Source organism: Novipirellula aureliae, from assembly GCF_007860185.1.
Classification (GTDB): domain Bacteria; phylum Planctomycetota; class Planctomycetia; order Pirellulales; family Pirellulaceae; genus Novipirellula_A; species Novipirellula_A aureliae.
The window spans coordinates 603,250-626,192 of the sequence record NZ_SJPY01000003.1; the positions used below are offsets into that span (position 1 = coordinate 603,250).

Consider the following 22,943-nt stretch of genomic DNA (forward strand, 5'->3'; position numbering starts at 1 on the left):
TGTGGAGAAGCGAACATCCAAACCGCTCTCTTCGTTCCTTTCAAATGAGTTCGACACTGAAAAAGATCCTATTTGGGATCTTGCTCGGCGGTGCGCTGGCCGGATGGTCGAGGGCCGATGACGCGTCCGTGATCAATGCGATTGAACGATATCAAGATGCCTTCAATCGCAGAGACGAAACGAGAGGAACGCGATGCGATGAAAAGCCAAGTGAAGGAAGTTTTTGGGCAGGACAATCCGCCCCTGCCGACCATCCGGGCAATAAACAGGAAACATCTAGCAATCGAGCGTGCTTTGTGGGAAGTCGCTTGACATTGCTGTACAATCGCATTCGAAGCATTGGCATCGATTCAAACCCTTCTCTACGCGATTGAGGACCCTATGAAGTTCTTCTGTTTTGCATTATTGGCCTGTCTCAATACGGTAATGGTCTTGGCCGAAGATCCGCTCCCGTCCTGGAAAGAGGCACCTGCCAAACAATCGATCATCGATTTTGTTCAAAACGTGACTACCCAGGGCTCCGATTCGTTCGTACCCGTGGCAGAGCGGATTGCTGTCTTTGATAACGATGGCACACTGTGGTGTGAAGCACCACTCCCAAACCAAGCCGTTTTCGTCTTGGATGAAATCAAACGGTTGCTACCGGAGCATCCTGAGTGGAAACAGGATCCTGCTGTTGCGGCGCTGCTTGGCGGCGACCTTGCCGCCTTGAAGTCAGATCAGTATGCGGGGCTGATCAAGTTGATTGCGCTGACACATACTGGGATGTCACCGGACGAGTATACCGAGCGTGTGGATCGTTGGCTGGAGACGGCTAGGCATCCGAGGTTCGGTTGTTCCTATACGGAAGTGATCTACCAACCGATGCTAGAACTACTCGATTATCTTAGAGCGAACAAGTTCGAAACATGGATTGTCTCGGGTGGCGGGCAAGAATTCATGCGTGTGTTTGCAGAGGGAACCTATGGGATTCCCCCACAGCAAATCATTGGCTCTCATGCAAGAATGAAGTATGAGTTGGTTGCCGGCAAACCAACCTTGACGAAAACGATCGATACACTCTTTGTCGATGACAAAGAGGGCAAACCGGTTGCCATTGCCGAGTTCATTGGCCGTCGCCCGATCGCGTGTTTCGGGAATAGTGACGGAGACCAAGCGATGTTGGAATACACGACCATCGACAATCCTCGACCAAGTTTTGGATTGCTTGTTCACCACACGGACGCCGATCGCGAATACGCTTACGATTCGAACCCGCCGAGTTCCGGCAAGTTGACGACAGCACTCGAAGCAGCTCCGCAACGTGACTGGGTCGTCGTCGATATGAAAAAGGATTGGAACGTTGTATTCCCCGCTGACGGCAAAAAGGAAAATCCCGACAACGATCGATCCAAACTGCTCGGTAGCTGGTTGGTCGAAGACATCAACCATCATGGTGTCATGGACATTGCTCAAACGACCGTTCAATTTGGTGACAATGGTAAAGTGAGCGGTAGCACCTGCGTGAATCGTTATTCAGGCAGCGTTCAAATCAAGAATGGTAATCTCAAGTTTGGGCCGTTGGCGACGACGAGGCGTGCCGGGCCGCCGGCGATGATGGATCAAGAGCAGAGATTCTTGCGGGCAATGGAATCCGTCGCTGCCTATGAATTCGGCGAGCCCGACATCGTGTACTTTCTCAATAGAAATGGTGAACGAACGATGAAGCTATCGAAGCAATAAACTTTCGATATCCACTTTCGATATCCATCTGGGCTAGTACCAACGACAAGGCTAATTTGAGTTCAAGAAAAAAGACAGATTGTTCGAGATTGGCCGCCTTCTTTGCTGGGCATCACAAATTTGCTGGGCATCACAAAGAAAATCACTACCATCCTCTTCTACTCTCGCTTCTCTTTAGAAATTCTACACCTCGAAGGACCCTACGCAATGAGACGTTTTCTTCTCGCCATCACTGGATTGGTGGCAATTTCCGCGTCGATCGCGTCGGCGGCTGACAAACCAAACATTGTTATCATCTGGGGTGATGACATTGGTCGATCGAACATTAGTGCCTACACGCATGGCGTGATGGGTTACCAAACGCCGAACATTGATCGCGTTGCCAAAGAAGGCATGATGTTTACCGATTACTATGCCGAGCAGAGTTGCACGGCAGGTCGAGCAAGTTTCATCATGGGTCAACACGGTCTGCGAACCGGTTTGACAAAGGTGGGGTTGCCAGGCGCCAAAACTGGCATGCAAGTGGAAGATCCCACGATCGCAGGGCTGCTTAAGAACCACGGCTATGCGACGGGCCAATTTGGCAAGAACCATTTGGGGGACCGCGACGAAATGCTGCCTTCCAATCATGGTTTCGACGAATTCTATGGCAACCTGTATCACCTAAATGCGGAAGAGGAACCCGAGCATGTTGATTATCCCAAGGATCCCGAATTTCGCAAAAAGTATGGTCCACGAGGCGTTCTGCATTCATTTGCAGACGGTAAGATCGAGGACACAGGACCGCTGACTCGCAAACGAATGGAAACGATCGACGATGACGTCGCCACGCGTGCGGCAGACTTCATGGAACGACAAGCAAAGGCAGACAAACCATTTTTTGTTTGGGTCAATTTCACTCATATGCACTTCCGCACCCACGTCAAACCTGAAAGCAAGGGGCAATCGGGACGTTGGATGAGCGAGTATGCCGATGCGATGATTGACCATGACAAGAACGTCGGCACGGTACTCGATAAGATCGATGAACTGGGACTTGGTGATAACACGTTTGTGATGTACAGCACCGACAATGGGCCTCACATGAATACCTGGCCCGATGCGGCGATGACACCGTTCCGAAATGAAAAGAACAGTAACTGGGAAGGTGCTTATCGCGTTCCTGCGATGGTGCGTTACCCTGGCAAGATCGATCCAGGCAGTATTTCCAACGAAATCGTTTCCCATCTCGATTGGTTGCCAACTCTGTTGGCGATCGCGGGTGAGCCAGACGTTAAAGAGAAACTGCTAACAGGCCACAAAGCGATCGGCCGCGATTACAAAGTCCATTTAGATGGATACAACCTGCTGCCGTATTTAACAGGTGACGAGGACAAGAGTCCCCGAGATTCGTTCATTTACTGTAACGACGACCAGCAATTGACGGCACTTCGATATGACAATTGGAAACTCGTCTTTTTGGAGCAGCGAGTTCAAGGCACGCTCCAAATTTGGGCAGAGCCTTTCGTTTCACTTCGCCTACCAAAGATTTTCAACTTGCGTGGAGATCCATATGAGCGAGCCGATGTGACTTCGAACACCTACTACAATTGGTTGCTCGATCGAGCTTACTTACTCGTCCCAGCTCAAGACTATGTCGGCAAGTTTTTGGCGACGTTTAAGGAATTTCCACCTCGCCAAAAAGCCGCCAGTTTCAATTTGGATGAGGTCATGAAGACGCTCGCCGAAGGTGGCGGAAGCTAATTTCGCGTAGCCGTTCACGGCCTTCGGCCATGAACGGTTACGTTTATTCTTTTGAGCCCTTTGTGCTCTTTTGCAGCAGCAATACAGCTAGCCCGGATGATTCATTAGCCGTTTTGCAAAAAGCCGTAGGCTGCTTATTTAGTGGCTGTGGCTTCCAGCCGCAGCGTTCTTCTCAACTGGGGCTGGAAGCCCCAGCCACGTCAAAAATCAAAATGCTCTAATACGCAGACTGTTTTTCGAGCAATGAACGTCAACGCTTTAAGGCGTAGACGTTAGCAAAACAATTTGCAAGCCCATGAATCATCCAGGCTAGGAATCTAGGACCGCAAGAGACCACAAAGGACGCGATAGTGTGTTACATCAGCCACGGATTGACACGAATCAGAAAAACAAACCAGAGATTCGTGGCTGAAAGAACGTTGTTGTTCCTAGCTTTAGACAAAAGGCTCTTCAACTTTCATGAGCGTCCATTCGCGGGCGAACCACTAACAGAATGCTGGACAAAGAGCTTTGCCCACCAATCACGCGAATGGACGCGAATGAAAGCTCAGGTTATTTGATGTGCCCTTGCAGCAACTCATAACCGCTAATCGACGCTTAGGAACGCTAATCAAGCATCGGTGCACTCATCCGTCTTGTATTGTACGGTTTTGAAACGCGCAGTGAGATTCCCAGCCTCTTTCGTTGACGGCGGATTGCGAACCAACTCCAAAAAGCGATTGCGGTGCGTCATCATCGAGCGATGAAAGCCCTCTTTTCGGTTTTGGCTTCGCGATGTCACTCGAAGGAGGTTTGGAAGAGGCGGAGGAATCTTGCCAACGAATGGATCAAGATCATGAGTACGTTTAGGATCAAGAATGCTCGTTCATAGCCGAAGGCCGTGAACGGCTACCATTTCGCTGCCTCGATGGAAAGACAGAGAGGTCTTCCAGACGAAGGGCTCTCTGTTTCTTGCGTTACCGAAATCCAGCCCGCGGTTCGAATTCAGCTCGAAGATACAAACACCGTTTGCTTGCCCGGAGGAGGTAATTGTAGGATGCCCTACTTTTCGAGCGGACGAATTTTAAGGTTGCGGAAGGAGACGATATTCCCGTGGTCTTGAAGAGCGATGTGTCCCTTGGATGCTTTCGCAAACAATGGCCAGGAGGCAAACTTGCTATTAGCCAATTTCTCGTTCCAGTCGTCGCTGCCTTTGACGAATTCATAATATTTGGTGCCGTTCATAAACACTTCGCTCTTTTCTGAACTCTTGTCTGAATGGAGGATCAAGCGGAGCTCGTTCCATTCGCCTACTGGCTTCGTCGCATCGACTTCGGAAGAGTAGAATTGGTACAACCAACCGGCCTTTTGCGGGTCATGACCATCGACGTTATCTTGGATTTGGATTTCGGGACCCGACGAATAGGGCTCTGGTCCTTCTTCGGTAACATGGAACATCACACCGCTGTTGCCCCCTTTTGAGATCTTGTACTCAAGGGAAAGCTCGAATGCATCAAATTGTTCTTTGGTTATGATGTCATCAGCCCCCTTTTCGCCGCGGACCATTGCGCCATCCACGACTTTCCAGCCGTCGTTCACGGATTCTTTTTTGTAGCTGCGCCATGAATCCATCGATATTCCATCGAACAGCAATCGCCATCCCTCCGCTTTTTCTTGATCGGTAAGTTGATTGAGCTGTTTTTTTTGCTGGGGCGATTCAGCCGATACCGTGGAGGCGGGAATAGACAATGCGCCACAAGCGAGCAGCAAAACAAGGAATCTACGTTTCATTTTTTTCTTTTTTCATGGGGATCGGTCATATGACACGGAGTCAAAACCGCAGTTGGAAAGACTACTGTACTTCTCGCGTTTCTTCGTCTTCTTGAAGACTTGTTAAATAGGCAATTAGATCTCGCAATTCTCTCGGATTCAAGTGCTCCACCAAGTCGGCTGGCATCGCAGATTGCCCCTGATTCTGGGCGACAATTTCCTCTTTGCGGATTCGGACAAGCACTCCATCCGCTTGAATCAATTCTAAAAAGTCGTCGGTTTCAGACTTGATGATCCCCGTGAAGATTCTTCCAGCTTGATCAGAAAGGACAACCGATCCGAAACCTTCGGCGATTGAAGCATTGGGTAAACAGATACTTTCGAGTAGAGAGCGTGAATCTCTTTGTTTACCAATCCGTGACAAATCGGGGCCAATCGCACCACCTTTTTGGCCGACCTTGTGACAGCGAACACATGACAATTCGGATCGTTCAAAGAACAGCTGCTTTCCGTTTGTGGCGTTGCCCCCCGCAGCCGATGGCAACCATTTCGCTAGCGGATCCGATTCCGAGTTCTGTTCGAAAAACTCATCGAGCCGCACGCTCAGTTGCTCGTCAAGCGTTCCTTCGGCCGCTTCGATCACGTTCAGATGCAATTCCGGCTTCAGCTCGCCATCCAAGAAAGACTCGATGGCCGCTGAGACGGAGGCTTTGGCCTTCGGGTTATCGAGGTCTGCCAATACATCCCAAGCCAATTGTTGGATATCCAATGACCGGCTTTCCGTGGCTGCGATAAACTTCTCGACACTTGCTTCACGATCATGAGACGCCAGCACCCGTAGCGATGCTTCAACCAACTTCGTCGCCGGCGCCAAACGAATTGCCTTTGCCAATTCCGACGCAGACAAGGGATCTAGTTTTGCCAAGGCCATCAGGGCTGAGGCGCGATCTTCAGGCTTGAGATTTCCATCTTGGACTCTAAGAATGAGATTGGGCGCAATCTGTTGAAGTCCCAGTTTTGCTGCGACGGTAATCGCTTTTTCACGTATCGCTTCGGGCGAACTCATCAATCCTGTGATCTCGGTCGCAAGCGCAGCGGCTGCATCGGCCCGGTTGCGAAGTACCGCCGGTTGCAGATTACCGAGCACGCGGTCGCGGCGATCGGCATCGTCCCACTGCCCAAGAGTATCGAGGGCAAAAACTCGCATCGATGCGAGCGACGAATTGCGTGCCGCAAATTTGGCAATCTTAACCGCGGACTCGGCGCTACCCAAACGATAGTTCGCATTGAGCACCCGGCGAATCAAGCCTTCGCTCGCCATCGGAAAATCGATCAACGAGGCCAAAGGCTCAAGCGCCAACGGGATCGGTTCGTCATGGATCGCACGGGCGGCTTCACCGACCACACGTAGACTTTCGTCGTTTAAGAACGCTCGAACCTCACCGCTATTCTGTTTCCTTAAAGCAACAACGGCACTTAAACGCACCCCTTCGCTTTTGTCGCCATTGAGTTTGGCTAGAGCGGTCGCCGATGCGCAGCGAGCCAAATACACTTGTGCTGCATGCCGAATCGCGGGATCGGGTTGAGTGTTTGAAGTCGCTTGGGTGTCGTCGGACGGATGGTTTCGGCGGAGTACCCCTAGTACGAAGGGATAGGCTGCACTCACCTTCAACTCAGCCAAGGCCATGATCGCGGCATAGCGGACGCGTGAGGATTTGTCATTCAGCAATTCGATCAATGAAGCCCCTGACGCCGAATCACCACGTTCGCCCAACACCTTCGCGGTCGCCGCGCGAATGATCGAATCAGGATCATTTAAAAGCGTTCGGAGCGGTGGAAGTACCGAATCAGCCATCTCGGGATGCTTGCGTGCGATCATCTCACACCCCCATATCGCGTGAAGACGTGCGAGTTGATTTGTGTCAGACCGTTCCGGTAGAGCCTTCGGCGTTAAGCTATCATTTACGACTGCATCTTTTTCCAACCCCTCTGCGGACTCGTTCCCTGGCAGCGACTGCTCTGTCGGGACGGCCAAAGCAACTTCGAGAAGCAAATCGGCTTGCTTGCGGTTAACCAATTCCCAATGTGCTTCCAACCGAATTCGTCGATCTCGATGGGAAAGGAGATCGATCAACCGAGGTGTCGCCTCGTCCGTGAGACCGTTCGTGAGAAGTGCTGCCACCTCACTGACAATCGGATCAGCCTGGTACGTCGGGTTGACGATTCGATAGATCCGCCCTTTGCCTAACCCCGTCCATCCCTCAACCCAATCGCTAACGTAGATCGCGCCATCAGGCCCAAAGGCAACGTCGGTAGCCAATACGGACCAAATTGGTTTAGCCTCTTCAGCCAGTTGATAGAAGGCTCCTTTTGACTTCAATTGAAACGAACGAACGCCACTCGATTCACGACTACCTCGAAAATCGCAAATCAAAAACTGCTTGTCGAGTTCGCTGCCAAACCCCGTACCAGGATAGAATGCCAAACCGCATGGACCGTCGGTGAAATTCGTGATCGGCGGAACGATGTAGCACGGTTGATCGTTGTTCCGCGGTTCCCACAAGCGGTCTTCGTTGTAGGGTCCGCGAGTAGGCAAGTATTGATAGTGCATCCGCCAACCATAATCGGCATGACGTAGCAATTGGATCATGCGTGCCTTGTCACCACTGTCGCTATTGTTGTCGACGGTGAACCAATCTCCGAGATCATTAAATGCTATCTCTTGTGGGTTTCTCATGCCGGTGGCGAAGACCTCAAGATTGCTTCCATCGAGCTCACAACGAAACACCGCCCCGCTTTCAGGATTGGCGAGCACGTTACCTTCTTTGTTGGTGATAAAGTAACCACGATCGCCAATTGTAAAATAGAGTCGGCCATCGACGCCGAGCGTTAGACCATGTAAATCGTGGCCCCGAAACGCAACTCGCACTCCATACCCGTCTGACAAAACCGCCGAGGCATCCGCCACGCCGTCACCATCGGTATCCGATAACTTCCAAAGTCTTGGGATACAGGAGTAATAGACATCATTTCCGCGAACCAAGACGCCTGCACCCGTTCCTTCTTCCAAATGGTTAAAGCCGTTCGCATAGACAACACTGTTGTCGGCTTTGCCGTCGCCATCCTCGTCGACGAGCAAGCGAACTCGGTCATCTTGCTGAGTGTAGTTATTGGCAGCGTCGCCTAATAAGCGTCGATGGTAATCGATACGATCTTGAACGGTCTTGGAAGCTAAATCGGCCAGCAACCATTTGTCGTCATGGTCTCGGTTGTCGGTCACTCCTCGACCTTGTCGGAACGATTCGCACACGAACAATCGTCCCAGATGGTCGATGTCAAAGGCAACAACATTGGCTACATCGGGTTCGCCAGCAAAGAGACCGATTTCCCAATTCTCAGGAATTCCAAGGGCGTCGACCGAAGCGGCGGTTTGGGCGGTGGCGGCAGCGACTTCCGGCTGCAGAGCATTTGAGACGTCAAAGCGTTTAGGATGGACTAGCCTTGCAGCGTCCGAGCCTGGTTGGGGCAGCGACTCTTCGGCACGAATGGAACCGGAAAAAACGAAAACAAGCCCAGAAAGCACCAACAGCGGCAAACGCAGCCGAAGCGAGCCCACGAAGGCTGCTGATTGAGCTAGTTGGAAAGAAGTTAGATCGTTCAAGGAAATCGGCGCTCTCAGTTTTGCGTGAATGAGAAAAACAACCGCGATTAAAACACGATGAGTTTCTCGGTACACCTAAGATAGCCAAACCATGCCCTTTGTGGCAACATTCGCCGATTAGATCACCAACGCAAGCGTGCAAACCGACTAGCCAGCGTCCTTGGAGTCCGCTTCATAATCGTTTTTGTAATCGTTTTCGTAATCGTTTTTGTAGGAATCTGCACCTTTTTCGGCCATCCGCTTGACTTCGGAAACCACCATCATCGCAGTTTTCAATTCGAGTGGCGAGAACCAGCGAACGTTGCCCGTGTAGCGGCTTTCGGAACGATTCTTAACGGCTAATTCTTGCCAAGACATGTTGTCCATTAAATGCCAAGCAGCTGCCTGAGCTGAATTCTGGGTGACCAACGAATTACCGAGTGCTTCACAAAGAAGGCGTACGCTGGGGTCCTTTGAAACCTCTTCCAATGGAACGATTTTGTAAGCCATACGAGGATTGGGGTCAGGTTTGCCGTGTTCCAAGCAGACCGTTGCGACCGACATTTTTCGTGTCTTCTCAGGCGCGACACGCATCATGCCGCCCATGCCGCCCATGCCGCCCATGCCACCCATGCCGCCCATGCCGCCGCCCATGCCACCCATGCCGCCGCCCATCGATTGGCCACCGCCCATGCCGCCCATGCCGCCACCCATGCCGCCCATGCCGCCGCCCATGCCGCCCATGCCACCCATACCGCCCATCATTTGAGCGAGCACGGGAACACCAGCGAAGGAGCTTGGCAGACGAATCTGCATCGGCTTATCGGTCAAATTCTTGACGATCACATTTGCGTTCGTCGTATCGAGCGGAATGAACTTCACCTCGATTTGGCCTGAATCAATCGCCTCGAACAGTCCCGCGTTAACGGCCTCGTCCTCAGCCGCAACCGAATCCACCGCACTGGCAGAGGTCAAATGGAATGCCAACAAGCAAAAGCTGAGATAGGCCATCATGTTTAACAAGGGATTGCGCTGACTTTTTGTAATCAAGTCGTGAGTTTCGTTCATCGTTTCGCCTCTTAAGGGGGACGAGAATGTGGGTTTGTTCGGAAAAGAGAGGTGTTCGCCCATTCGATTGCCATTCGAACCAATTGAACAATTGTACGAAGCGGTTCTTATGATAGTCGCATTCTGGCAATATACCAAGCAGAATCGGCGCAAGATCTATCAGGTTTCTAAACGAAACAGCAGGCGGCATCTAGCTACTCAGCGGGGGTTTGGTGTCGCCATCGCATTGATCGAGGGAAAAACATGCCGGTTTTCCGTTTTAATCCTCTTAATTGAATTCAAATTCCTATTCAATAAATTAGGATCGTCAAAGAGAGTTGCTCCATCGCAGTATCTCGCGTCTATCCCTCCCCCCCCTCCATTCTAAGGACTTTCCCTCATGAACGATCGAATCTTGACTCCCTACCTGATAGCTGCGGCGATTGCATCGGCACTGCTGATTTCTCCAATTCAGTCTTCTTTTGGCCAAGGAGATGCATCCCAGGAAGCAGGGGAGCAGATCAATCCGGACGCTGCTGAACAAGCTACCACTCAGAGAGCTGCTAGGAGAGCCGCTAGGAAAGCTGCAAATGAAAAAGCCGCGGCAGAAAAAGCCGCGGCGGAAAAGGTTGCGGCGGAGAAGGCTGCTGCAGAGAAGGTTGCGGCGGAGAAGGCTGCGGCAGAGAAGGCTGCTGCGGAGAAGGTTGCGGCGGAAAAGGCTGCGGCGGAAAAGGCTGCGGCGGAAAAGGCTGCTGCGGAGAAGGTTGCGGCGGAGAAGGTTGCGGCGGAGAAGGCTGCGGCGGAAAAGGCTGCGGCGGAAAAGGCTGCGGCGGAGAAGGCTGCGGCGGAAAAGGCTGCGGCGGAGGACGCGGCAAGCGATGCGGCTATGGAGCTAGACGCTAGCACTTTACCCATGCCACAAGAAGAACGCGCATCGGCAAGCGAACCAGAGCCTGAACCGGCATCCGCCACCGAAAAAACTACCGAGCCTGCTCAGCCCCAAACGGAAACACCCACCGAAGAGGTGAGCGGTGCCGTTGTCGATGCTCCCGTTTACCAAGCCCCACCCTACGCAGAAGAAATCTATGACGCGCCGAATTCCTATTCCTGCCCGGTCGCTGGACCCTATTTCCTCGACAACGGCTGCTGTGGCAGCAGCTATGTTCAACCCACTTTCTCACCAATGGGCTGCGAAATCATCGTCGACGATTGTGGGGTGGTAGCTGATTATGGATGCGGTCTACCGGTTGTTGCCGATTCCATTGCCCCCATCGTTATCGAACCGATTTACTGTGAACCGATTTACTGCGAACCGATTTACTGTGAACCGATTTACTGTGAACCGATTTACTGTGAACCGATTTACTGCGAACCCGTTCTAAGCGGTCATTGCCAACCACATGGAATTCCTCATCGTTTTCTGCGCTGCTTTTAAGAGGCAAGCGGCGACGCTTCGGTGCCGTTGAACGCAATAAGCCGGGGATGGATGAACCATCCCTGGCTTTTTTCAATCAGAGGATCGTTTCGTTCTCAAGCGCCGGCAGCTTAAATGATTTCCGGCACTTCGAAACCTGAATGATTTTCACGCTTGGGATCTGTCTCAAGCTAGAAAGGGTTCAGGAGCGGAATCCATGCTAAAACGATTAGCAACAACTTCTAGCGAATATAACACAAGCTGGATTTTCCATGTAAAGCCAACGATCCGTTTAGCCGATACGAACAGAAGAGGTTTTCCAACACGAACGATTGAGACGCCTGTGGCACCATCGCTACGACTTTTTGATGCGCAGACGGAGACGACCAAGTCGCTGCGGATTGGCACCCGATTGGACAAGTACCGAATCGCTGCTCGCCTAGGCGAAGGTGGTTTTGCAACGGTCTATGCGGCATATGACGTCATCGAAGATCGCCGCGTCGCATTAAAAATCCCTGACAATCGCTACATGGAAAACTCGCAATCGGTCGAAGATCTCGAGCGAGAAGTTCGGTTGATGTCCAAGCTAGAACATCCCGGAATCGTGCGACTGAAAGACGCGCGGATCATCGAAGGTCATTTTGTGATGGTTTTTCCTCTCGGTGCCGAATCACTTGCCGACCGCTTAACCCGTCGAATCGCGCGTGCGACCGCCGTCGATTACTCGCTACAAATGATTGACGCGGTAGCCCATGCTCACGAAACTCGAATTTTACATCGAGACATCAAGCCTGAGAACTTCATTCTGTTTCCCGACCAAGTCATTCAATTGACGGACTTTGGGCTCGCTCGTGTCCAAACCAAAGTCAAACGTGTTTCGGCATCGGGAACGCTTGGTTTCATGGCTCCGGAGCAAGCAATGGGGCATCCCGGATACCGTAGCGATGTGTTCTCGCTTGGCTTAGTGATCTACCGTCTGCTTTCCGGTGAGCTACCGGATTATCCGTTCGAAGCACCACTACCCGGCTACCAAAAACTCCGCAAAGGCCTGTCAAGTGATTTCGTTGATTTGATCTGCAAAGCGATCGACCCCAACCCAAAGAAACGCTTTCGCGATGCGGTGGCGATGCGCAACGCCGCTCTGCGGATTCGTTACCTGATGAGCGACCGTAGCATCCCCCAATCGATGCGAACGACGGCCAACCCGCGACTCAGTCGCCGCTGGGCTGCCTAGGTGATTGCTTTCACCTCGAAAACTCTCTAGCTTATACAAAAGTACCGTATGGCGTTTTGGACGCCGATTTCTGTTTAGCCATTTTGTGGAGAATTTCGGAATGCCAGATCAAGCACAGGCGTCAGCCCCCAACCCATCAAGCCGATCGGCTGTCGAAGAGGCTGCTGAGCGAGACCAGAACTCGATGCGAGAGTACCTGGATCGCGCCATGGTCGTGCTGAAAAAGTTCGGTAGCAAGAACGAAAACACCGCCCCGCAAGAGCTGATCTCACTCTTGGACGAAGTCAAATATATCGACGAGGCCAAAGTCCTTGCGATTGCCGATGTCATCAAGCACATGAGTGCCTTTAACGCTTTGGTCCGCGAAAATGTCGAGAGTATCACGGTCGGTGACCGCTACATGGATATCTCGCAAATGTTCGATTCGGTGCGTGAAGACAGCAAGCGATTGATCCAACAATTGGACGATGGAAAAATCAGTGGTACCGAGAAAGTTTCAAATTGGTGGATGAAAATTCGCCGTGGATCCCCCAACGACCGCTTCGAAAAAATCGTGGAAGTCTATGGCGATGTCTCCAAAGACACCAAGGAGGCACTGACGAAAGAAGAAGCGATTATGGAGGCTTATATCGACTTCCGGTTCGCTTTGAAAGAAGCCGAAGTGTTGGCCCGCGAAATTCTTGATCAACATCAGCCAATGCTGGAAGCAGCAAAACAGGGTTTGTCCGATGCCCAAAAAGCTCTCGACGAATACTCGGGTGACCAACAGGGCGAGAAAAGTAAACTCGAACTCACGCGCGACGAATCTCGCTTCAAATTCCAAAAGGAAGACGAGACCTACCAATTGCTAAAAGATATCTGTGAGAACTTGGAAATTGGCTACGACGTCGGCGAAACGTTAATCACAAAACTCAAACAAACCCATGACGTCAAAGAACGCGTGTACCGTCGTGCCGTTACATTCTTTACAACCAACGAACACGTGTTCACAATTCTGGGGACCGTCTATACGAGCCAGCATGGACTCAACGAAATCACCCAGGCGACCGAGGCGATGAAGACGGGCGTCAACAAGGGACTCGAGGACGTTGCGACCCTCGGCCGATCGCTGGAGCGGGCTGCTTTGAAGGCAGGTTACGGCAGTACCATCGATCCCGAATCGGTGCAAAAACTGGTTGATGCAATCAGCGGTTTCCAAATCGAGTCACTCGAGATGGTAGCCGAACTCCGACGCGAAAGCGAAGAGAGCACGAAGGCAATTCGAAAGAGCGTCGAAGAAGGCAAGAAGAAGTACCAAGAAACGCTTGCTCGGCACGCACGCGGCGAAAAACTCTCGGGGTAGCTGTTCCCTTGCGAATGACTCGTTACAAGGCCCCCGCCTTATAACGGGACGCTTCGCAGGCTCCCGACGGCCGGTCCATGCAAAAGACTGCACAGATTTCAAGTGCTTGCTTTCCCTCCCCCAAGCTTCGCAGGTCGTGCCGCTTTTAAGTGCTTGTTTTACAATCGTTTACGCTCCCCCAAGCTTCACTTGAGGAAGGTTGTATGTGGTTAGCCATGTTGCACTGAAAAGCGGCACGACCTCTACGTTTGGTGGAGGTGGTTGAGTTGTTGACGCAGCTGGAGTCAAGCGGCCTGCTGATTTAATCGTTTAACGCTTAGCCGAAGGCGTCAGCTTTTCCGTAAGCGGTCGCCTATGGCTTGTCGTTAAACAATAAGTCGAGTCAAACCGATTAAATCGACAGCCCGCAAGCCGCACCACCACGCGACAAGGGAGGCAGGAGCCTAGTAACAAGTCAGCACGCGCGGGCCGATGGGCACTCGGTTTAATTAGCAAACATCACTCAGCCTGCACCGGTGAAGCGAGCAGATAGCCGGCCCAAAAGAGTGGTTCCTCGCCCGTCAAAACCTCTCGTTTCTGATCGCCGCTGATTAACAGCGGTTCAGCGCTGGGGACCAAGTCGCTACGGCGGAGCACCCCGTTAGCCCGGTTCCAGGCTGAACGCATTCCGGTAAACGGTAACTCCTGAGCGAACTCGCGAAGCAAAATCGCTGTCGATTCACCTCCCACCGCCCACCGACTGACCAAAATGTTTTGCACGCCAGCCGTTCGAAGGGCACAGATTGTCATAAACAACTCACGACCATCTCCCAACTTCGCAGCTTCGGCCTGCGAACGAAAACCAGCAAGGGCCACCGAATGAGGTACGATCGATGGGAAACGCATCCACCCACCCAACGTTGCTCCCACTTTGCTTTGGTCGTAGGGAATCATGCGAAACTTAAACGGATCACTGGGGTCCATTGCCGTAGGCACAGCAACCAACAAATTCCCGATCTCGTTTCCAATCACCAAAGAGGCTGTCGGCGTGTCGGTGGGCATCATGATGGACTTGTCTGCCGCCGCGACAATTGAATCGGCAATCGATTGATTGTTCTCTAAATCTCGGGGATCAAAAAAGCGACTGGCAATCAACCCAATCGTCTGGTTCGTCTCCGCTGCCGTTGCTGGTTCGAGCACTTGCCCAGGGGTTGCCGCGTATGTAATCGAATACTTCTGGCCCAAAGTTTCGGATTCTTCACCGTCGATCGGTAACAGTTCAAATGGCAAATACCAAAGCGGACCATCCGGGACGATCACCAAACGGTCAAACGAACCGCTCTTAAACAACTCGGTGTCAGGTAGCAAGGTCTTCATCAGAGCAGCCGCATCCTTGCGCCACGAATCGTCTTCCGGCAGACGACCGCCACGAGTTTTCCCAACGCCGATCGAACGCAAAAGACCGGCGATTGCTGCTGGCGTTCGTCCGATTGGCGAGACGGCGGATTGGATGTTCCCATCCGCCGCCGTGGTGGTGTAGAGACGCTTGTTCGAATACACGAAAGTCACGAGAACCGTTCGCGGCGGCAAGTTTTCGACCGGAGCATCTCTGTCGATTCGTTGGGGCACCAAGCGAGGTAACGACAGCCGACTCAGTGCAATGAAACTGGCCATCGCTTCTTGCTCGCTTCCGGCTTGCAAAATCGTGTCATTGTCTAAACCAGCGGCAGCCTGCTTGCGCAAATCCAAAACACTCTGACGCAGCTCTTTGATTGCGCCCGGGCCATTGGCTCGAAATTGCAGCGCGTCGGCAGGCAATTGAGCATCATCGGCACGCGCCAACCTGCGGACCTGAGCGACTCGGCCCGACATTGGCAAAGATTGTGCAAACCGGTCTGCCAGTAGTTCGTCGCATCGCCGCAGGACACTTCCTCCATCGCTTCCCGATGTGCTCAGGGCCAAGCGGCCAGCAAGCGGGACCGAGCGATCAAAGGTCGCAAATGTCAATGCGTCTACAGGATCACGACGCCATAGTGGCAGCGGCGGCTCGCCGCAGTAGTAGGCCAAAAGCTCATCACTTGTCGCACCGCCAGCGCGTGAACCGATCGCTTGGCCGACCAGGTTAAGCTGGTACAAACTTGGCATCGATACAAAACGACGGTTGTTAATGCGATTGTTGAAAGCAAACGATTGCATCGACTGGTATGTCTGATCGACAACCGATTGATTGCCCGAGCCCAAACCGATTCCGAACGCATCGCCTCGGGCGGCTGCCAAACGTGCCGCAACGTAGCTGCCGTATGCCTGGACTCGAGGCATTAGAACATCGCGGCGTTCGGATAACGCTCTCGCTTGAGCGACCAAGCGAGTCGCTGAATCGAGATCACCCGCCGAAACGGCTGCATCCGCAGCAGCAACGAAACAGTGCAATGCTGCTAGCCGCGAATCTGGCAGCATTGCGTTGGCCGCCAACTCTGCTTTTGCGCGAACGGCCAAGGCCTCTTTTGGTGTTGCTGCCCCAGCGGCCAATTGAAATGCCTCGCCAACCCATTCCGATTGTTCGAGCGCCGCCGCCGCATGGGCGGTCGCCATCGATGCGGCCAACATCCCTTCGCCCTTATCCGATTCAGCGATCGCAGCAGCTTGAAGCAACAAACCAATCGCCGATATTGGATGAACGCCTCCAGCGAAAGTGGTCGTCTTCAGAGTCTCTTGGACCGCTCGACGATCATCGCCGTTTGAAAATCTTGCCGAAGCGCGAACACACCCGAGCATCGATTGAGCAATCGGTTGAGACAGCCCGGCGGTGTCAATCGCTTCAGCCAACTCAGACGACAAAGGATCCTGGTTCGCCAACGGTCCCATCAACACACGTTTTCGGTAAGAGGCAATCGCCAAACCTCGTATGATTTCGACGATGTCCATCGAGCGAATGTTGAACTCTTCAATCACACCACCCTGAGCAAGCGCTTGCTCCGTCAGGTGTTGGCCCGACCCGATCTGCAACCGATCAGCGACCGGAATTCGCTTGATCGCCGCCGCTTCGGGCCAAAGCCCTCGCGTGGGTGACAGCTGAACCCCTTGGCGGACCGCAGAGTCCCAGTCGACACGATTCTGCCATCCTCGATACCGGATCGCGATCTGCATCGCCGCATCGACATTTTCACGCACCTTCGGCAACATGCCCAAATGCCAATAACATTCCCCCAACATCGCATAGACCGGAATCGCATCGATCCAGCGACCGTTGATGTCCTTGCGTGTTCGGTGTAGAGCATTTTCGAATGCATCGGTCGCATTCTCCAAGTCGCCACTACGATAGATCCGCAGAGCCACAAAGTATTCCTGCGGCGGGTAGGTTGTCGAATTGGGCTCGACACCTCCGAGGGTCCCGAAATTCCCCAATCCACCCGCCTGCGAAAAAGCGGAATCAGCGAAACATGCAAAGACCATCGCCAAGAAGCAAAAGTGCAGAACCAAGCGGCAGACGCCGGACAATTTGTGTGTCAAAGTAAACCCAAACCATTGGAGTCAAGCGGAACGAAAAGCTGCGATAACTCGCACCCTCTATGTTACGAGCAAACCAGGCCAACGTCGAACATTTTCGCAGGTCGGGACGCTGCGTTGACGCATATTCCTCGATCGAGGTCCCATTGTAAGGAAAAGTCGATTTTCGTGGGGGGGACCACCGCAGCCAAATTTCCTCAATTTCGTCCCCATACAACGCACCGATCCAATCTCTGGCGAGATCGGCTACCGCAAAATCAGATCAGGTTGAACCGCTTGTACTTTGTCAGCGCTTGATGAGAGGCTCGGCCGAAGAGTGGCAGGGGCATCTTGCCCCAGTAAGCTGCGGCTGGAAGCCACCGCCACGAAAGATCCAACCCTTCCTTCTTCGTCGTGACAAAGGACTAGGCTATCCCGTCCGCAATCTTGCGGCCCGTCGCACTCATCGGCAGATCTCGAAGTTCGTCGGCGGTGACAAACGACCAGGGGTGATCGGCTTTCCAACGCCCTTTCGCCTTGCACGATAGCGTTGCTGAAAACACCTCGAGACGTATACGATACTTGGTCACGGCGTGCTTAATGGTTGCAACCGAAGTCGCTGGAGTGACGACACCCGACAATTCCTGACCTAGAAAATCGGCCGCAGCGGCCACGGATTCGAATTTCCCGTTCGTCACTCTTGGAAAATCCCACAATCCAGCCCAACGTTCTGGTTTTGGAATCGGGCGGACGAGGTAGCGATCCCCTGTCTCATTGGCAATGACAAAGGCGAACTCGAGGCGATCTTCGTACTTGATATTTTTCACCTTACCAGGAATTTGCTCTTGCAACCCAAGCTTGTAGGCGCTGCATAAAGTTTGCACTGGACACTCATCACAGTTTGGATTTCGGGGCGTGCAAACCAATGCTCCTAGTTCCATTGCCGCTTGGTTGAAGACCGCTGGACCAGTGGCTAATTGCTGCTGTCGACTAGGCGGCAACATCGCTTCAGCAATATCCCAAAGCAAACGGGTGGTTCCTTTTTCACCGAGCCGGCCACGAACGGCCGCCCAACGGCTAAAGACGCGTTGAGTATTGCCTTCGAGAATTGGGACTTTTTGGTTTTGCGAGATCGATAGAATCGCGCCTGCGGTGTAACGTCCGATCCCTGGGAGGTTGATGACGTCTTCGTAGGTCGTTGGAAACACACCACCATGCTTTTCACAGATTTGTTTTGCCGCGGCGTGCATCGATCGAGCGCGGCGGTAATAGCCAAGCCCTTCCCACTGGCTCATCAATGCCGTTTCCTCTGCCGCCGCCAACTGTTCCACCTTCGGATAGAACTTCATGAACTTTTTGTAGTACGCCGTGACCGTTGCCACCTGCGTTTGTTGGAGCATGATTTCGCTAATCCAAACCCGGTAAGGGTCGTTCAGCGGTTCGCCAACGGGAGTTCGCCAAGGCAAGGCGCGAGCATGCATGGTAAACCATTTGATTAGCCGCACTCGCAGGCGGCTGCGCCATCGAGCATCGTTCCATCGGGGATCATGCAAAACGGGTTCGTTTGAAACCGCAGCGTGTTTCGGCTCGCTCACTCGATATCGTACTTTCCAAGACTGAGTTTGACGGATTTCCGTTTCCCATTTCGAAGATACTGAACTTCGACTTGGTCGCCGGGAACTTTTTGATTGATTGCCGCTTGTAGATCCTCGAAGCTATCAATTTTCACGTCATCGATTCCGACGATTTCATCGCCCGACTCGATGCCTGCGAGTTGAGCGGGTTTCCCGATCGTGACCTCATTGACTCTGCACGTGTTCATCCCTGTTAAACAACTGACTCCCAAAAAACCACCTTGGCGAAGGTCGATGTGCAATCCCGGTAAATTGATTCGCATTTCATCCACTTTTTCTGCTGGGATTCCGGTCCCCATAAGACTGAGCGAGATGCGCACGGGGATTTTTGCGATTTCGTCCGCCAATTCGTTGTCGAGGTGGACATAGCGAAATTCTAAGGCATCGACTCGCGTCATTGCTTGTAGTGGGCGAAGGGTTGCGACCGTGACATCGCCATCGACAATAGCCACTGTTTTTAAATCGGGCATTTCGACGAGCCGAGCGATCACGTCGGGCCTAATCGCCGGACCTTTGACGCGAGCGAATTCAATATTCTTGACCCATCGCAGCCAACCGAGCGAGTCGATTTCCCCCGACCAATTTTCATCGATTTGGACGATGACGGCGGGGGTTGAAACGGCTCGCACCATGAAGTCATCGATCCCAATTCGAACTCCCGCGCGAGTCAATGCCTCGCCTGCTTGTGATTCACGAACCGTCCGTACCTCTTCGACGGATGCCTTCGCCAATGCCGCGCGACTGGCGGTATTCGCTTCGCTCATCCTCTTTAGCTCGCCCCAAGCGCCATCCTCTTTCTCAGGAGGCCCCGCCAATGCAATTTCCGTCAAACAGTGCATTGCACGGTCGATCGTTTCCAAATCACCCCGCTCCATCACGTTGACGAGTGCCGGGACCGCAGCCGATCCGACATCGATCAATTTTCGAGTCGCTGCCTTCCGCCGATGAAATTGATCGTCACCAAGGTCGGCAACCCACTGGGCGAGTTGCGTTTCGCTCACACCATCTTCCGTCACCCGATTCCCTGCGGCGGGTAAGTTTGCCGTTTCGACCTGAGCCAACGATACCGATGGACTCACTGCAGCCAATAGCAAGCTACCCAACAACAATCGATGCGAGAGATCGGCAAAAAAAAGACGATTCATACAAAATCTGCTTAAAAAAGGGCACTTCTCAGTCAACGATAACACCATCCAGTATTAAAAAACACTCCCGCCATGATTCCTGTCACGACATTGTATGGTAGCGAGAAGCGGGCGTTTGGTCTAATCGGGTCGGCGCCAGGTGACTTCACCCTCCCCGTCCGTTGCTTCCACTGGACGGTGTTGCTCTTCACGTCAAGCGGAAATCATTTTCGGAGTGAAGACGGAAAGTGGGCCCGAGCCGATCCGCGGACGCTTTCCGCTCGCTGAGCAGCGTGACGTTGCGGCGAAGCCAAGCTGCGACAATCGTCACGAATCGAATAATCGTTACGAAGGATAGCGTCTTCTTGTTCCGAATGGTTCACCCGAGCCAATTGAAAGCAGATTTTGGGACGGACATAGTACAGAATGAATAGAGTGATGTTCCTACTCTTTGCCTCACACTTCGGTGAGAGAACGTGCTGAAGCTCTACTTATCTTCTCTTCGACTGGCAGTGGCTCTCGTCCTATTCGGCGTGAGTTTCGTTATCGCTGTGAAGCATTTGGGCTTTCTTCCCGAATCCATTCAGGGCAACGGACGACTTTTGATTCGTTTCGTAGCACTCAGCATTCTTGGCGGGATCGGTGCCTATGCGATGGTCGCTTCGCAAATCATGAATTCGTTCAAAGTCACCGAGGTCGTCGCGGCTCGGGTCCGACGCTCGCTTGACGCATTCGCGGAGGGTTTGATCATTCTTGATGAAAACGAACGAATCGTTTTAGCCAATCGATCCGCTGCAGAAACTTTCAACAAAAAGCAAGACGACCTGATCGGACTCCGTGCCAGTTCACTCAGTTGGATCGCAGCATCCAAGACGAATCCCTGGATTCAAGCCGCAGAAACGTTCGCGCCGCAAGTCGATCAGCGAATGCGCTTCAACCATCCCGATGGTCGAGAAAGTTCCTTCTCCGTCAACGCTTCTCCGATTGAAGCATCGGACTCGATCCCTAGCGGTGTGTTGGTGACGTTTCGTGACGTGACCGACGAAGAGGCACAGCGAGCAGAGATAGAGGAAACGCTCAACTCGCTTCGACATACACATGACGAAATTCGTATCCGTAATCACGAACTGCAAATTCTGGCCAGCCACGATGCGTTAACCGGATGCCTCAATCGACGAGCCTTGTTTGAATTCTTCGACGAAGCCTGGGCTCGTCGCCACCAACACCCCGGATCGTTGGCTTGTTTGATGTTCGACAACGATCATTTTAAACAGGTTAACGACACTTACGGACACCAAGTAGGTGATACCGTATTGACGCGAGTCGCTGACGTATTGAAAGAGGCTTTCGTCTCGCCGGCAGTGGTGTGCCGCTACGGCGGTGAGGAATTCTGCGTGCTCATGGAAAATGTGATGTTGCCCGAAGTGCTAGCAGCGGCTGAATCCGCACGCCAGCAAATCGAGGCTTTAAGGTTCGAACATCCCGCCGAACTTCGAATAACGATTAGCATCGGTATCTCGCTTAGCGACTTCGGCTCGGCCGACATTCAAGAACTCATTCACCAATCCGACCAATGTCTCTACGTCGCAAAAGAACACGGACGAAATCAAGTCGTTGTGTTTGATGAACGTGTCAAGATGGAAGAAGCCCCCGGAAGTTGTCGCGCTGCCGATTCTCCGAGAGCGGAACCTCGTTGCGAAACCGTTCGAGGAATCGTGGCGCTACTCGAAACCCTCGACCAAGACGCCGAATCACCGCTCCATCAAGCCTAGTGCTGCGTCCAAATCAAAAATCAGGGTTGGTCGTCGTGGACGAGACCTTGAAGCACGAGTGCTTTGTCCATATTGAAAATCAGGCTCGACCGAAAAATCCGTGGATTGATTCATCCATCCCAAGTACCGAAGGGTAGGTTTTTCAGGCACCGCAGGGCAAAAAGGATGTTTTCGGTGTATCGGCAATCTGACGTTCAAGAATAATCCTTGGCAAAACAAGCCGTTTTATCAAGGCCAAGCGAGACATTCTTCCCTCCCTGACCCCGTTGTCCCTAAGTAAGTTGTCCCTAAGTAAGTTGTCCCTAAGTAAGTTGTCCCTCAGCAGAACTAGGCCGGAGGCCAAAACATCCACTGCCGGAGGCCGAAACGATCCACAGGCCAGAGGGCGACACATTACGATGATGTATCGGCCTCCGGCCTTGCGACGCCCTAAACACCTTCGATTCGGTGGCTTACCGGGCTGTCGATTTAATCGGTTTGACTCGACTTATTGTTTAACGCCAAGCCATAGGCGACCGATTATGAAGAAGCTGACGCCTTCGGCTAAGCGTTAAACGATTAAATCGACAGCCCGTTACACCACCGACAAGGATGTAGTCGGCCTCCGGCCTGAAAACAATGCGACGTCGGTCGAGAAGTGATGAATGACATTCACAAATCGGCTCGTCGTCGGCACCGAGCAAAGACGCCGAAGGAGGAGTCCAAGATCGCATACCGTCGCCGCCGTCACTTCGGCGAAACACCGTTCGCGGTCATCGCCATCAACGTGATGTTCGATCTGCCTCGCTTCTTGCTCCGAGGTATCGAGGGAGTCGAGCAAGAGTGGCAATGGGTATCGCGACTGCCATGCCCCAAAAAAACTTCCGCAACTTCCTTTTCACCCACAATTTCTGCTGAAGAGCCTAAAATGAAAGATTGACAGAGCACTCGTGCTATGCCACAGCTAAATTAAGGCTTGCAACCGAGTGGCCGGGGCATCTTGCCCCCGTAAGCTGCGGCTGGAGGCCACGGCCACGAAAGACACTTACCCATTGGTGTGATTCGTGGATAAAAGAAT

15 protein-coding genes are annotated in these 22,943 nt (G+C 52.7%); 8 read left to right on the forward strand and 7 right to left on the reverse strand.

From position 1 onward, the window contains the following. The first annotated feature begins 44 nt into the window (after window positions 1–44). From Q31b_RS11580 to Q31b_RS11590, 3 genes are all read left to right on the forward strand, one after another. A complete protein-coding gene (locus Q31b_RS11580; protein WP_146599822.1) occupies window positions 45–374 on the forward strand; it encodes a hypothetical protein in 330 nt (109 codons plus the stop codon). 7 nt (window positions 375–381) lie between these two features. Beyond that, a complete protein-coding gene (locus Q31b_RS11585) occupies window positions 382–1,722 on the forward strand; it encodes an META domain-containing protein (RefSeq protein WP_146599823.1) in 1,341 nt (446 codons plus the stop codon). 207 nt (window positions 1,723–1,929) lie between these two features. Beyond that, window positions 1,930–3,465 carry an arylsulfatase gene (locus tag Q31b_RS11590; protein ID WP_146599824.1) on the forward strand — a complete coding sequence of 512 codons (1,536 nt, stop codon included), beginning with the start codon at window positions 1,930–1,932 and terminating at the stop codon, window positions 3,463–3,465. A 1,041-nt stretch (window positions 3,466–4,506) separates the two neighbouring features. Here the strand turns inward: Q31b_RS11590 and Q31b_RS11595 are convergent. The 3 genes from Q31b_RS11595 to Q31b_RS28965 all read right to left on the reverse strand — a co-directional run bounded on the left by Q31b_RS11595 (window position 4,507) and on the right by Q31b_RS28965 (window position 9,922). Continuing rightward, window positions 4,507–5,235, reverse strand: a complete 729-nt coding sequence (locus tag Q31b_RS11595; protein WP_146599825.1) for a 3-keto-disaccharide hydrolase — start codon at window positions 5,233–5,235, stop codon at window positions 4,507–4,509. 61 nt (window positions 5,236–5,296) lie between these two features. Continuing rightward, entirely contained in the window at window positions 5,297–8,875 is a 3,579-nt protein-coding gene (locus Q31b_RS11600) for a PVC-type heme-binding CxxCH protein (protein ID WP_146599826.1), read from the reverse strand. Window positions 8,876–9,022: 147 nt separating this feature from the next. Next, window positions 9,023–9,922: a hypothetical protein gene (locus Q31b_RS28965; RefSeq protein ID WP_231617489.1), complete on the reverse strand. Its 900-nt coding sequence runs from the start codon at window positions 9,920–9,922 to the stop codon at window positions 9,023–9,025. 379 nt (window positions 9,923–10,301) lie between these two features. Between Q31b_RS28965 and Q31b_RS28970 the strand changes: the two genes are divergently transcribed. From Q31b_RS28970 to Q31b_RS11620, 3 genes are all read left to right on the forward strand, one after another. Continuing rightward, the gene (locus tag Q31b_RS28970; RefSeq protein ID WP_231617490.1) at window positions 10,302–11,336 is read left to right on the forward strand and encodes a histone H1-like repetitive region-containing protein; all 1,035 of its coding nucleotides are present in this window, start codon (window positions 10,302–10,304) and stop codon (window positions 11,334–11,336) included. 196 nt (window positions 11,337–11,532) lie between these two features. After that, on the forward strand, window positions 11,533–12,549 hold the full coding sequence (locus Q31b_RS11615; protein ID WP_146599827.1) for a serine/threonine-protein kinase: 1,017 nt from the start codon (window positions 11,533–11,535) through the stop codon (window positions 12,547–12,549). 100 nt (window positions 12,550–12,649) lie between these two features. Beyond that, window positions 12,650–13,891 carry a cell surface protein gene (locus tag Q31b_RS11620; protein WP_146599828.1) on the forward strand — a complete coding sequence of 414 codons (1,242 nt, stop codon included), beginning with the start codon at window positions 12,650–12,652 and terminating at the stop codon, window positions 13,889–13,891. A gap of 498 nt (window positions 13,892–14,389) precedes the next feature. On the opposite strand, the gene Q31b_RS11625 is transcribed toward Q31b_RS11620, so the two are convergent. The 4 genes from Q31b_RS11625 to Q31b_RS29350 all read right to left on the reverse strand — a co-directional run bounded on the left by Q31b_RS11625 (window position 14,390) and on the right by Q31b_RS29350 (window position 20,445). Next, entirely contained in the window at window positions 14,390–17,380 is a 2,991-nt protein-coding gene (locus Q31b_RS11625) for a CHAT domain-containing protein (protein WP_146599829.1), read from the reverse strand. A 401-nt stretch (window positions 17,381–17,781) separates the two neighbouring features. Continuing rightward, window positions 17,782–18,951: an A/G-specific adenine glycosylase gene (gene mutY, locus Q31b_RS11630; RefSeq protein ID WP_231617491.1), complete on the reverse strand. Its 1,170-nt coding sequence runs from the start codon at window positions 18,949–18,951 to the stop codon at window positions 17,782–17,784. Next, on the reverse strand, window positions 18,948–20,135 hold the full coding sequence (locus Q31b_RS11635; RefSeq protein ID WP_197171377.1) for a PDZ domain-containing protein: 1,188 nt from the start codon (window positions 20,133–20,135) through the stop codon (window positions 18,948–18,950). The genes mutY and Q31b_RS11635 overlap by 4 nt, the downstream gene beginning before the upstream one ends. Window positions 20,136–20,322: 187 nt before the next feature. Next, on the reverse strand, window positions 20,323–20,445 hold the full coding sequence (locus Q31b_RS29350) for a hypothetical protein (protein WP_261343852.1): 123 nt from the start codon (window positions 20,443–20,445) through the stop codon (window positions 20,323–20,325). Window positions 20,446–20,590: 145 nt separating this feature from the next. Between Q31b_RS29350 and Q31b_RS11640 the strand changes: the two genes are divergently transcribed. Together Q31b_RS11640 and Q31b_RS11645 are read left to right on the forward strand one after the other, a co-directional pair. Beyond that, on the forward strand, window positions 20,591–21,886 hold the full coding sequence (locus Q31b_RS11640; protein ID WP_146599831.1) for a GGDEF domain-containing protein: 1,296 nt from the start codon (window positions 20,591–20,593) through the stop codon (window positions 21,884–21,886). A 640-nt stretch (window positions 21,887–22,526) separates the two neighbouring features. Beyond that, window positions 22,527–22,805: a hypothetical protein gene (locus Q31b_RS11645; RefSeq protein WP_146599832.1), complete on the forward strand. Its 279-nt coding sequence runs from the start codon at window positions 22,527–22,529 to the stop codon at window positions 22,803–22,805. The last annotated feature ends 138 nt before the right edge of the window (window positions 22,806–22,943 follow it).